The 12,152-nt window shown below is 48.1% G+C and carries 12 protein-coding genes; 1 reads left to right on the top strand and 11 read right to left on the bottom strand.

Features of this window, described 5'->3' with window-relative positions; translation table 11 throughout:
- The first annotated feature begins 129 nt into the window (after positions 1–129).
- The gene (locus AQULUS_RS12655) at positions 130–1,941 is read left to right on the top strand and encodes an FAD-binding protein (RefSeq protein WP_148340664.1); all 1,812 of its coding nucleotides are present in this window, start codon (positions 130–132) and stop codon (positions 1,939–1,941) included.
- Positions 1,942–2,011: 70 nt separating this feature from the next.
- On the opposite strand, the gene AQULUS_RS12650 is transcribed toward AQULUS_RS12655, so the two are convergent.
- From AQULUS_RS12650 to hppD, 11 genes are all read right to left on the bottom strand, one after another.
- Positions 2,012–2,506, bottom strand: a complete 495-nt coding sequence (locus AQULUS_RS12650) for a peptidylprolyl isomerase (RefSeq protein WP_148340662.1) — start codon at positions 2,504–2,506, stop codon at positions 2,012–2,014.
- Positions 2,507–2,583: 77 nt separating this feature from the next.
- Positions 2,584–3,972 carry an NAD(P)(+) transhydrogenase (Re/Si-specific) subunit beta gene (locus AQULUS_RS12645; protein WP_148340660.1) on the bottom strand — a complete coding sequence of 463 codons (1,389 nt, stop codon included), beginning with the start codon at positions 3,970–3,972 and terminating at the stop codon, positions 2,584–2,586.
- Positions 3,969–4,274, bottom strand: coding sequence for an NAD(P) transhydrogenase subunit alpha (locus AQULUS_RS12640; protein ID WP_148340658.1), 306 nt, complete (start codon positions 4,272–4,274; stop codon positions 3,969–3,971). The genes AQULUS_RS12645 and AQULUS_RS12640 overlap by 4 nt, the downstream gene beginning before the upstream one ends.
- Before the next feature lie 112 nt (positions 4,275–4,386).
- Positions 4,387–5,538 carry a Re/Si-specific NAD(P)(+) transhydrogenase subunit alpha gene (locus tag AQULUS_RS12635; RefSeq protein WP_148340656.1) on the bottom strand — a complete coding sequence of 384 codons (1,152 nt, stop codon included), beginning with the start codon at positions 5,536–5,538 and terminating at the stop codon, positions 4,387–4,389.
- Between the two features lie 14 nt (positions 5,539–5,552).
- Positions 5,553–5,894 (bottom strand): 4a-hydroxytetrahydrobiopterin dehydratase, encoded by a 342-nt coding sequence (locus AQULUS_RS12630; RefSeq protein ID WP_148340654.1) that lies wholly within the window; start codon positions 5,892–5,894, stop codon positions 5,553–5,555.
- Positions 5,895–5,923: 29 nt separating this feature from the next.
- Entirely contained in the window at positions 5,924–6,712 is a 789-nt protein-coding gene (gene phhA, locus AQULUS_RS12625; RefSeq protein ID WP_148340646.1) for a phenylalanine 4-monooxygenase, read from the bottom strand.
- Between the two features lie 59 nt (positions 6,713–6,771).
- Entirely contained in the window at positions 6,772–8,064 is a 1,293-nt protein-coding gene (gene hmgA, locus AQULUS_RS12620; RefSeq protein WP_148340645.1) for a homogentisate 1,2-dioxygenase, read from the bottom strand.
- A 27-nt stretch (positions 8,065–8,091) separates the two neighbouring features.
- Entirely contained in the window at positions 8,092–9,216 is a 1,125-nt protein-coding gene (gene hisC / locus AQULUS_RS12615; RefSeq protein ID WP_148340643.1) for a histidinol-phosphate transaminase, read from the bottom strand.
- Positions 9,217–9,235: 19 nt separating this feature from the next.
- Positions 9,236–9,877 carry a maleylacetoacetate isomerase gene (maiA, locus tag AQULUS_RS12610; RefSeq protein ID WP_408608955.1) on the bottom strand — a complete coding sequence of 214 codons (642 nt, stop codon included), beginning with the start codon at positions 9,875–9,877 and terminating at the stop codon, positions 9,236–9,238.
- Positions 9,871–10,872 carry a fumarylacetoacetate hydrolase family protein gene (locus tag AQULUS_RS12605; protein WP_148340641.1) on the bottom strand — a complete coding sequence of 334 codons (1,002 nt, stop codon included), beginning with the start codon at positions 10,870–10,872 and terminating at the stop codon, positions 9,871–9,873. Before AQULUS_RS12605 ends, maiA begins: the two co-directional genes overlap by 7 nt.
- Positions 10,869–11,939: a 4-hydroxyphenylpyruvate dioxygenase gene (hppD, locus tag AQULUS_RS12600; RefSeq protein WP_148340639.1), complete on the bottom strand. Its 1,071-nt coding sequence runs from the start codon at positions 11,937–11,939 to the stop codon at positions 10,869–10,871. The genes AQULUS_RS12605 and hppD overlap by 4 nt, the downstream gene beginning before the upstream one ends.
- Positions 11,940–12,152 lie beyond the last annotated feature (213 nt).

Raw genomic sequence — 12,152 nt, 5'->3', positions numbered from 1 at the left:
GCCAGATTAAGTTTTCCTTAATGTGGCTTTGTTAGTTTGAAATGAAGCAGGACAAGAAAGCATTTCCGCATTTGATCTTCAGGCATGCGAAGAATGATTTTTCATTAACCCGTGAATAAGGAGAATTCTATGCCTATTACTGAACGTGAAATGGAAATGATGGCGGATCTTGCCAAGAACCACGGAATCCGCGTCCAGCAGGGCTGGAAAAACTTTTCTGAAAATCTCAACGTCGCGCAAGCCATGGTTCTTGATATTGATGATGTTTCATCATTACAGGCAGTTATCAGACTGATACACAAATTAAACCAGGATAAAAAGCCGGATGAACGGATTTTGTTGAGAGCGGCGGCGGGCGGAAGGAATGAGGAATACAGTGAATCATTCTCATTCACACCGGGAGCGGAAGGGGATGTGATTGTCCGCCTGGTCGGAAAGGAATTTCGCAGAATAAGAAAAACATCCGATGACAAAATCATGAGCGTAGGCGCAAGTGTGCAAATCGGCGAGCTGGATAAGAAGCTTTATGAAAAATATGATCTTGCACTACCGACATCCAGCTTGATTCCCTATGTCACCGTCGCCGGCTTGTCCGCTAACGCGGGTCATGGCACCGGCCGGGATCAACCTGGTTTCAGCGGCCTGATTCGTGCGATCACGCTTTGTCTTCCCAACGGAGAAATTGTGAGGATAGATGAAAGCGATCCGGATTTTCATACGATTCGTGCAGCCAACCTGGGATTGTTCGGGATTGTGCTAAACGTGGAACTGGAATGCACCAAGGCAAAAAAAATGGAATGCATCATGGATGTATCCAATATTCCCGATTTTATCCGCAAGGTCAAAGCAGGGCTTTTTTCGAAATATCCCTATGTGAGTGTCATGTACGTTCCCACCTATCAATCCAATGAGATGACCAGTGAAAGATATAATAATGTCATCATTTACTGCTGGACACCGGTCGACAAGTCGACACCCGATGAAAACAATTGCCCCTATCTCGCGCATCTTGGGCAGGAATTGCAGATTAATCTGGAAAGAAACTTGCGGATTACGGATTTATTGCGCGATTATCCGCATCTGATTCCATATTTCACCCGCTACCTGGTGACACAATCCGCGATAGGCAACAAAGATACCCGTTCAGTGGGGCCCTGGCACATGGTGCATTACCAGACGGCCTTTCCCAGAGACATTGACGATGCGGATTACTTGTTCCAGGTCGGGCAGGATTGTGAAGAAATCACGGCTGCCATATCGAAAATTGTGACGACCCTGACTGAATTTGCGCATGAGAAACAATATCCGCTTGTCGATGCCGTGTATTTGCGTTTGTTCACTGGCACAAATGGCGGTTTGTCTACCAGCGCACATGAAAAAGGTCAGTATGTCTGCGGTCTTGATATGGTATCCGGCAATGGTATTGCAGGTTATGCGGAATTCAAACAAAACATGGCGGATTATTTTATGCGCGGCCCTCTCCATGCCAAACCGCATTGGGGAAAATACGTTCCCACAGACGTTGATTACAGAAAGATTTATGGAAATGAGTTCGATGCTTTTATTGCCGCTTTGCACAAGTGGTATGAACGCCACCAGATCGAAATCGACCGCAGCATGCTGCTAAACCGGTTTCATTGCGAAATCTTGCAGCTTCCCTATTACCCGGCGTTCACTCATAATCGATGCATGACTAACATGTGTCATATCGATACGGCACATTCAAAAAGCATTGCTGATGATATTTGCTGTCAGCTCGACAAAGGTTCCGAAGACGCGGAAAATTTCAGAAGGCGTCTGCAAGTCATAGGCAATGAAAAAATACGGGAGAACAAGTCTGCGTTCTTTGAGTCGTCTCATCGCGATAGTGATGAAATGCCCATTACATTAGCTGTCAATGATAAACCGGCAAAAAAGAAAGGTTGTTGTGTCATCCTGTGAACACACAAGATGCGAACAGCACAGTGATAGTGCTGTTCGCATTATTGAAGTCTGGGAGAAATGCGCAGGTTTATTCCACGACCTCGATTTTTTCGATGACGACATTGTCAACGGGAACATTTTGATGGCCTGCTCGCGATGTCGTGGGAACTTTTTTGATTTTGTCGACGACATCCATGCCATCTACCACCTTGCCAAATACACAATAACCCCACCCGTTGGGCGATTCGGATGTAAAATTCAGAAAATCATTGTCAACGACATTGATGAAGAATTGCGCGCTTGCCGAGTGAGGATCCGACGTGCGGGCCATGGCGATGGTGCCTTTTTTGTTAGGCAGGCTTTTGTTGGCTTCGTTAGCGATGGGTTGCTGCGTAGTCTTTTGCCTCATGTTGACGTCAAATCCTCCGCCTTGAATCATAAAGCCATTCATGACGCGGTGAAACAAAGTTCCATCGTAATGGCCGCTTTTGACATATTTCATGAAATTTTCCGCAGTCTTAGGGGTATTTTCAAGGTCGAGTTCAATAGTGATGTCACCGTAATTGGTGTGTATTTTAATCATGAAAAGCTTCTCCAATCGGAATATCGTCGAATCAAAGCGTGAAGTATACAGGCACGAACACAAATTGCCATAAGCGCCTAGCCTCCCCAGGCGCGTTTAAACCCGTATGCAAGCCGGGTGAGGCTTTCTTTTGCGTCACCAAAGAGAAGGAAAGTATGTTCCTTGTGATAAAGTTCATTTTCAACGCCTGAAAAGCCGGGGCTCATGCTGCGTTTCAGGACAATGACTTTTTTGGCTTTATCGACATCGAGAATGGGCATGCCATAAATCGGGCTGGATTTGACGGTACGTGCGGCCGGATTTGTCACATCATTGGCGCCCACTACGAGAGCGATGTCCGCATGCGGGAATTCAGGATTGATTTCATCCATGTCAAATAAATCCGTGTACGGAACATTTGCTTCCGCCAGCAAAACATTCATGTGGCCTGGCATCCTGCCGGCAACCGGATGTATGGCGTATTTCACATTCACGCCGTTTGCTTTCAGTTTATCTGCGAATTCTCTCAAGGCATGGTGAGCCTGTGATGCTGCCATACCATAACCTGGAGCAATAATGACAGATTTGGCCTGTTCGAAAAATGGCAATACTTCTTCCACCGAAATGGATTGAGGCTCGCCCTTGTCTGGGGAATATGCTTTTTTTGTGTGTTCTTCTTCCATTTTCCCGAATGCGCCAAATAAGACATTGGTAATGGATCGGTTCATGGCTTTGCACATAAGAATGGAGAGAATGAATCCTGAAGCGCCGTCCAGCGCACCGGTGACAATCTGGATGCGGTTGGCCAGCATGAATCCCATGACGGCGCCAGTCAATCCGCCATAAGAGTTAAAAACAGCAATAACAACAGGCATATCAGCAGCGCCTATCGGTGTGACAAGAAATATTCCGAACAGAAATGAGAGTGATAACAAGACATAAAAGGTAAGATTCGTTTCAGGATTCAGCATGAGATAAATCACAATCCCGGCCATGACAACGAACAGTGATATGTTCACTATATTCTGTCCCTTGTATGTGATAGGGCGGCTAGGAAGGACGCCATGCAGCTTGCCGGCGACCATGAGACTGCCTGTGAATGTCAGCGCGCCCAGCATGACTTCCACGGCGATAATTCCCATGCTGGCGGAGGAAAGTGATGCGTGGTAGCGGTAATATTCGGCGACGCCGATTAAGCAGGCTGCCAGCGCGCCGCCAGCATGGGAAAGGGCGATGCGCTGGGGAATCTTGGTCATGGGAATCCATAGCGAAATCGGCAGGCTGAGCACTGTTCCCAATACAATACCGGCAATAATCCAGACATAGGATACAATCTGATGGTTGAACAAGGTTCCAATGATGGCAATCAGCATGCCGACAGACGCAAAATTCATGCCTCTTCTGGCTGTTTCCGGGGAACTCAGGGAGCGTATGCCAAGAATGAAAAGTATCGCGGAAATAACATAACACAGCTGCAATATGCTCATGATTTATTGCCCCTGGGATTTTCTTTTTTAAACATTTTGAGAATGCGGTCAGTTATCAGAAAACCGCCGACCACATTGATGGTTGAGCAAGTCACAGCAACAAATGCCAGAAGGTTGGTGATCAGGTCATAATTTTCGCCTGCGACGGCAATGGAGCCGATCAGGGCAATACCTGAAATGGCGTTTGTCGCCGCCATCAGCGGTGTGTGCAACAGGGGAGGAATGCGTGAAATCAGCTGAAAACCAAGAAAACCGGCGAGAATGAAGATATAGACATCAGAAATACCCAGTTCGTTATGCATGACGAAGTCCTTTTCAATTCATTTAGCTGGCGGGTACGCCCGCGGGGCTGTATCATCTCATGATCTTATCGTATACAAAAACACTTTCAGATACCAATATCGGCAATGAGGATTATTTCAGAACCTGTTTGACGACTGCATTCAGGACGTCGCCTTGATAAGTCACCAGGCATCCTTTGACAATCTCGTCAGTCATATCAAGCCGGGATGCTTGTAATTGCGGTGCGATATAACTCAAAAACGCAAGCAGGTTTTTTGAATATAGCTGGCTTGCATTTGAAACGACCGTGCTGGGAATGTTTAAAATGCCGATGATGGTAACATCATGTCTGACTATGATCTGTCCGGGTTCTGATAACTCACAATTTCCTTCTTGTTCGACGGCCAGGTCCACAATGACCGACCCGCGTTTCATTTCCCTTACCATGGATTCCGTGATTAAAATCGGCGCGCGCTTTCCCGGAATCAGGGCTGTGGTGATAATGACGTCTGCTTCGCGGCTGTATTGGCGGATAATTTCCTGTTCCTTTTGGTAAAATTCCGCCGTTTGTTCTTTTGCATATCCACCCGTGTCTTGAGATTGTTCGTGTGATGTTTCCAGACTGACAAAATCAGCGCCCAGACTTTTGACTTGTTCGGCCACCACCGGCCTGGTATCGAAGGCGATGACGACACCGCCAAGACGCCGGGCTGTTGCGATGGCTTGTAAACCTGCGACGCCCGCCCCGATCACAATAACCTTGGCGGGCAGAATAGTGCCTGCCGCCGTTGTCAGCATGGGAAAAATCTTCCCAAGATGGTCTGCCGCCAGGATGACACTTTTGTAGCCGGCGAGATTGCTCATGGAACTCAGGATATCCATAGACTGCGCGCGGGCAATTCTCGGGAGCATGTCAAGTGAAAAGGAAGTGATTTTCTTTTCTATCAGCTGTTTTACGAGGTCCGGGTTGCGAGCTGGATAAAGCGGAGCGATGAGTGTCGTTCCCTCCTTCATCATGTCAAGTTCATGCATGTGTAACTTTTCATCCATGACAGGCTTGTTAACCTTTAAAATTACATCCGCTTGTGCGAACAAGGTCTGATGGTCCGAAGCGATCACAGCGCCCGCCTGCTGATAATCCTTGTCTTCAATATGAGACAGCAACCCGGCTCCGGACTCAACCGCTACTTCCATTCCTGCCTTGATCATCCGGGATACGGTTTCCGGAACGGCGGCGACACGTTTTTCTCCTGGCATCACTTCCCTGGGAATACCAATCTTCATGTATTCTTACTCGCTCAGATGTTGGTGGCTTCGAGATTATCTATTTTGGCAGCGCAGATAAAATCATTTTTGGTTAATCCATTGACCGCATGCGTTGTGTATTTGATCAGGCAGTAATTATAACCTACTTCCATGTCTGGATGATGATTTTCCTGATTCGCAATCCACGCCACCGCGTTGACAAACGCCATGGTTTTGTAAAAACCCTTGAATGTGAAACGCTTGCTGATAAATTTTTCGTCTGCGCTCACATCCCATCCCTTGACCTGCGGGAGCAATTTGCTGATTTCATCATGAGTTAGCGCGGGAATACCGCCTTCGCAGCCTACACAGCGTATAGTATGTAATTCGGACATTTGGAGTCTCCAGGAGTTAAGATGAAATATCATTTTGTATACGCAGGTTCGTACATGCCTAACTCGCGCGCTTGATGGATCATGCCAATCAAATCCATTTCCGTTAAACTGAATAGTACGTCAAAGCTGTCTATCACAAAATAGATAGGTTGAATGATATCAATTCGATAAGGCGTGCGTAATACGTCCATGACATCAAACGGCTTGCGCTGCGGTATCGGGCTTTCCAAACAATATACGGTTTCGCTCTTTGAAGATAAAATCCCGCCGCCGTAAGCGCGCAATCCGGTGCCGGTTTTGATTAAACCAAATTCTATAGTAAACCAATAGAGTTTCGCCAGCATGACTTGGTCAGCATGTGATGCCTTCAGGCCTAATTTGCCGTAGGTATGGGTGAAATCAGCGCAAGCCTTATTGGTCAGCATGGGGCAGTGGCCGAAAACTTCATGGAAAATATCCGGTTCCTGCAAATAATCCAGTTCTTCACGTCGTCGTATGAATGTCGCGGCAGGAAATTTTCGACTGGCGAGCAGGCTAAAAAAATGATCGAATGGAATCAGGGCAGGCACGGGCTCCAGCGCCCAGCCGGTCGTGTCACGCAGGACGCTGGATACTTCAGGGCATTGAGGAATGCGGTCGTGAGGCAAATCCAGCAAATCAATCCCGCGTATGTACTCGTCGCAGGCGCGTCCCTGGACTATGGGAATTTGCCGGGTAATCAAATCCTGCCAGATCTGATTTTCTTCGGGAGAATAATCTGCGTTTCCATGTTCATCAACAGGCCTGGCAACATAAGTGGATGTTTTTTTGTATGTCATATCGTTGAGCCTTTTCCTTTGCCTTGGTGATATTTTACCATGTTACATATATTACTTGGTTAAGCCTGAAAGCAAACTTTTAAACCTTTCCAGCATTCCAGATAGTTTTTTTGACGAAAATCCGCATTTAACGCAGCAGGGGTCAATTGCCATACTTGTCTGGATTCAAACATAAAAGCAAGTGTATCGCTGTAATATTCCGGCTGCAAAGGCATGGAAACGGCTTTTTCGTAAGCACTCGCATCCGGACCATGTGCAGACATGCAGTTGTGCAGGCTGCCGCCGCCGGGTACAAAACCGTTTTCCTTGGCATCATACGTACCATAAATCAGTCCCATGTATTCGCTCATGATATTACGATGATAGTAAGGGGGACGAAACGTATCGCTCGCGACCATCCAGCGGGGAGGAAAAATAACAAAATCGACGTTTGCCACGCCAGGTTCTTGCGAAGGCGAGGTAAGCACAGTGAAAATGGATGGATCAGGATGATCAAAACTGACGGTATTGATGGTGTTGAAAAGTCTGAGGTCATATTTGTATGGCGCGTAATTGCCATGCCATGCCACCACATCTAACGGGGAGTGGGAAATTTCTGCCTCCCATAAATGACCTTGGAATTTCGCCAGCAGCCGATAACGGCTTGCACTATCTTCGAAAGCGGCAGTGGGATAAAGAAAATCACGCGGATTCGCCAGCCCGTTTGCGCCTATGACGCCCAGTTCCGGAAGGCGAAAAGGTGCGCCAAAGTTTTCACAGATGTATCCGCGCGCACGTGATCCCAATAGTTTGACTTGATATTTGATGCCGCGCTGGATGACAAGAATTTCACCAGGTTCAATGTCCAGCGTGCCAAACTCGGTTTTAAACCGCAGGCGTCCTTCCTGGGGTACGATGAGAAAATCCCCGTCTGCATTATAGAAATACTGATTCTCCATGGAACGTGTCGCGCAATACAGATGAATGGCCGCTCCTGTTTGCAACTCTATGCTTCCGTTTCCGGCCAGTGTGACCAAGCCTTCAATGAAATCGCAGTCAGATTGCGGATATGGCATGGGATCCCAGCGCAGCTGGGTAGGCGGTGTGAGCGAAGGGTTAAAAGGCGTGCCGGCAAGACCCGAGGGAGTAACCGGGGTAAATTCACCGTGTAAAACCGAGGGACGAATGCGGTAGAGCCAGCTGGACAGATTTTCCTTTCTGGGAGCGGTGAATGCACGCCCGCTTAATTGCTCGGCATAGAGTCCGTATGGCACTTTTTGCGGAGAATTCCGGCTTTTTACCAGCGCGCCGGGAAGCGCTTCCGCTTCAAAATGATTTCCAAAACCGCAGTGGTAAGCTAATGAGTCTGACATAAATACACCTCGTGCCGAATGACATTTTTACGCTGTTACCGTGTTGTCCCGGGCATGCAATACCTTGTTGACCGCTTTCAGAAAGCGGTCATTTTGCTGCCGTGTGCCTATGGTTACACGAATGTGCCGCGGCATGTCATATGCTTTGAGCGGCCGGACAATCACGCCTTCAAGCAATAACTTTTGATATACCGACATGCCATTGCTGACATCCACGGTGATAAAATTGCCGATGGATGGAATGTATTTCAGATTTAACTGGCGCAAGCCTTCTTCCAGTTGCTGCATTCCCTGCTGGTTAATCTCGACACTGTTTTGTACATGTGATTGATCATCCAGCGCGGCGCAGGCCGCTTTGGCGGCGATGGTGTTGACATTGAATGGAAGACGGGTACGGTTCAGGATATCAGCAATTTCTACGGATGAAATGGAATATCCCAGCCTGAGCGCGGCCAAACCATAGACTTTGGAAAAGGTGCGCGTGATGACAAGGTTGGGGTATCGGGGGAGAAACTCCAGCGTATTCGGGTAGTCTGGATTGGTAATGTATTCGGAATAGGCTTCATCGACCACCACCAGCACGTGAGGCGGAACGGATTCCATCAGTCTGATGAAATCCATTTTATTGGTATAGGTTCCGGTCGGGTTATTGGGGTTGACCAGAAACAAGACGCGTGTTTTTTCATCGATGGATTGGATCATGCTGGGGATGTCATGTCCCCATTCCCGCGCAGGGACAACTTTGGCGCGTGTTCCATAACTTTGAATCAAAATGGGAATGGTCAGGAAAGCGAATTGTGAAATTACAGCGGTATCATCCTTGTGAAGATAGGCTTTCACGATTAATTCCAGCACGTTTTCAGAACCGTTTCCGACAGTGATTTGTTCAGGCAGTACAGAGAGAAATCTTGAAAGCGCCTGTTTGAGTTCATAACAGCCCCCATCAGGATAAAAATGCGCTTTTTGCAAGGCTTGCGTCGCGGCCTGTATTACTTTCGGGCTAGGCCCCAGCGGGTTTTCGTTGCTGGCGAGTTTGATGGAAGAAGTAATCCCGAGCTCGCGCTCCAGTTCTTCAATGGGTTTGCCTGGCTGATAAGGAGTCAGGTTGCGTACGCTGTTGTTTGCCAGGGAACGAAAGTCAACTTTACTCATGGGTGATGATCCTTTATTTTTATGCCGCCGCCTCAGCAGGACGTGCCTTGATAAAGGCTTCCAGTTTTTGACAGTTTGCGTCAATGCGCACCAGGGTGGGGCAGGCATCTAGATTGCAGTTAAATCTTCTTGCGTTCAGCAGTTGTGGAACCAGGCACAAATCAGCGAGTGTGGGCTGGCTGCCAAAACAAAATTCATCGGTTGATGGGTGACGCTCCAGCTGTTTTTCCAGGGCGGTAAGACCTTTGTTCATCCAGTGATGATACCACTTGGTTTTTTGCTCGTCGGACAGATGCAGCTCTTCCGTCAGATATTTCAAGATGCGTAAGTTATTCAACGGATGCAAATCCGCGGCGATGGATAAGGCGAATGAGCGAACCCGGGCTTTTTCATAGGGATGGGATGGCAGCAAAGGCGGTTCAGGATGCAAGTCTTCCAGGTATTCAATGATCGCAAGCGATTGGGTCAGGATCTTGTTTCCATCCTGCAGCGCGGGCACCAGGGATTGGGGGTTGATCTTCCGGTATTCATCGGAATGCTGCTCCCCGCCGTTATTCAATAAATGAACAGGAACAGATTGATAATCCAGCTTTTTCAGATTGAGCGCAATTCTTACGCGATAACTCGCGCTGGAACGGAAATAATCATAGAGTTTCAGCATACTTCCTCACGTTCTTTCACGGCAATCACTTGTTGGTCAATGGCGCCAAATATCGAGTGTCCCTGCGCGTCAAGCATCTCGATGCGGACACGGTCTCCCGGCTTCATGAATGGTGTGACAGCCTTGCCCGTCGCGATGATTTCCAGCATGCGTTTTTCGGCAATGCAGGAGGAGCCTTTGGACCGGTCATAATTGGAGACGGTTCCTGAACCGATAATGGTGCCGGCAGACAGCTTTCTGGTTTTGGCGGCATGGGCGATCAAAGCAGGAAAATCAAAAGTCATGTCCGTGCCCGCATGCGGCTGCCCAAATAACTCTCCATTGAAATGTGTCAGCAATGGCAAACTGAGTTTTTTACCATCCCACACCATGGGCAATTCGTCGGGCGTCACAGCGACAGGTGAAAATGCACTGGATGGTTTGCTCTGGAAGAAGCCAAAACTTTTTGCCAGTTCATCGGGAATGAGGTTGCGCAGTGAGACATCATTCACCAGCATGATAAGACAAATGGATTGTTCAGCGATTTCTCTGCTGGCGCCAGGAGGAACATCTGTTGTAATGACCGCAATTTCGGATTCAAAGTCCAGTCCCCATTTTTCATCCTGCAGGGGAATGCTGTCCCAGGGGCCGAGAAAAGTATCAGAACCGCCTTGATACATGAGCGGGTCATGCCAGAAGTTGGATGGCATTTCCGCGCCCCGCGCCTTGCGGACCAGTTCAACATGATTGACATACGCGCTGCCGTCCGCCCATTGGTAGGCGCGCGGAAGGGGGGAGGCGACAGATTGCTGGTTAAACCGCAATGGATTGCTGATTTCACCCGCGTTTAACTTCTGATAGATTGATTCCAGCCTGGGTTTGCATTCCATCCAGTTGTCCAGCGCGTGCTGCAGGGTAGGCGCGATTTCCGGAACAGTCACCGCAAATTCCAGGTGGCGGCTGACAATTGCAAGATGCCCGTCGCGCGAGTTGTTTTTCAGGGTTGCGAGCTTCATACTTTCTGGTCTTCCACTTTGAGTACACCGCGGCGAATTTGGTCAAGTTCAATGGATTCGAACAAGGCGCGAAAGTTGCCTTCGCCAAATCCTTCGTCACCTTTGCGTTGTATGATTTCAAAAAACACGGGCCCCAGCATGTTTTTAGTGAAAATCTGCAATAATAATTTTTTGCCATTCGATGTGTCGCCATCAATGAGAATGCGGTTTTTTCTCAGATCTTCAGTGGGTTCACCGTGATTGGGCAGGCGTTTTTCGATGAGATCGAAATAAGTGTCCGGTGTATCCAGGAATTCGAGACCCTGGCCGCGTAAGGATTCAACGCTTGTATAGATACTGCTTGTCCCCAGGGCAATGTGCTGTATGCCTTCGCCATTAAAGTCTTTGAGGAATTCTTCAATCTGAGATTTGTCGTCGGAAGATTCATTGAGAGGAATGCGAATCTTGCCGCAGGGGCTGGTCATGGCCTTGCTTTTTAATCCGGTGACCCTGCCTTCGATATCAAAGTACCGCACTTCATGAAAATTGAAAAGACGCGTATAAAAATCAGCCCATTCCACCATGTTGCCGCGATGCAGATTATGTGTGACATGATCAAGATAAGTAAGGCCGTTGCCTTGATGCGGCAACTGTGACGGCTCATGATAAGAAAAATGATGAGCGTAATTAGAACTGCCATTTTTATAATCAACAAAATATATCAGGCTGTTGCCTACGCCGTATATTGCAGGCATGTCATAAACGGCTTTGTTAGCCAGCGGTTGATAGGGAATCGCGCCTTTCGCCAGGGCGTGCTGGTAGGCGGCTTTCGCATCGCTTACGCGGAATCCCATTGCCGAGACCGAAGCGCCGTGCTCATCCGCAAATTGGCTGGCCATGCTGTCTTTGGTGGAATTAATGATGAAGCGTATGTCATTTTGCTGGAAGATGACGGCATCATGTTGATTGTGATGTGCTACAGGAATAAAACCCATGGCCAGGAATTGCTGAGTGAGTTTGGGAACATCATGAGTGGCAAATTCAAGAAAATCAAATCCATCTGTTCCTACAGGGTTGTGAGGGTGCATACGTCACTCCTTAATAGTCTATTTTATAACCCGCGATTGGCAGCGCGCCTAATAACAGGGTTGAGAATACATCTTGAGTTTTCGCAATAGTGAATGGTAATAGATCAAGCGGGCTATGTCACGCAGGAAGCGCTGATCTCAGGCGGGGCAGGCGGCAGCTGTCGTCTCGTCCAGCGATATTTGAAGTCCTATCAAGAGGTTGTTGACCTGTCA

This window comes from Aquicella siphonis, from assembly GCF_902459485.1.
In the GTDB taxonomy this organism is placed as follows: Bacteria; Pseudomonadota; Gammaproteobacteria; order DSM-16500; family DSM-16500; genus Aquicella; species Aquicella siphonis.
This window is presented reverse-complemented; position numbering and strand designations above follow the sequence as displayed.

Bases quoted from the DNA above. Each gene is read 5' to 3' on its own strand.
- phhA (WP_148340646.1), bottom strand. From the start codon at position 6,712: ATGACATACAAAAAAACATCCACTTATGTTGCCAGGCCTGTTGATGAA.
- AQULUS_RS12605 (WP_148340641.1), bottom strand. From the start codon at position 10,872: ATGAAGCTCGCAACCCTGAAAAACAACTCGCGCGACGGGCATCTTGCA.
- AQULUS_RS12635 (WP_148340656.1), bottom strand. From the start codon at position 5,538: ATGAAGATTGGTATTCCCAGGGAAGTGATGCCAGGAGAAAAACGTGTC.
- AQULUS_RS12640 (WP_148340658.1), bottom strand. From the start codon at position 4,274: ATGCATAACGAACTGGGTATTTCTGATGTCTATATCTTCATTCTCGCC.
- maiA (WP_408608955.1), bottom strand. From the start codon at position 9,877: ATGCTGAAACTCTATGATTATTTCCGTTCCAGCGCGAGTTATCGCGTA.
- AQULUS_RS12645 (WP_148340660.1), bottom strand. From the start codon at position 3,972: ATGAGCATATTGCAGCTGTGTTATGTTATTTCCGCGATACTTTTCATT.
- hisC (WP_148340643.1), bottom strand. From the start codon at position 9,216: ATGAGTAAAGTTGACTTTCGTTCCCTGGCAAACAACAGCGTACGCAAC.
- hmgA (WP_148340645.1), bottom strand. From the start codon at position 8,064: ATGTCAGACTCATTAGCTTACCACTGCGGTTTTGGAAATCATTTTGAA.
- AQULUS_RS12630 (WP_148340654.1), bottom strand. From the start codon at position 5,894: ATGTCCGAATTACATACTATACGCTGTGTAGGCTGCGAAGGCGGTATT.
- hppD (WP_148340639.1), bottom strand. From the start codon at position 11,939: ATGCACCCTCACAACCCTGTAGGAACAGATGGATTTGATTTTCTTGAA.
- AQULUS_RS12655 (WP_148340664.1), top strand. From the start codon at position 130: ATGCCTATTACTGAACGTGAAATGGAAATGATGGCGGATCTTGCCAAG.
- AQULUS_RS12650 (WP_148340662.1), bottom strand. From the start codon at position 2,506: ATGATTAAAATACACACCAATTACGGTGACATCACTATTGAACTCGAC.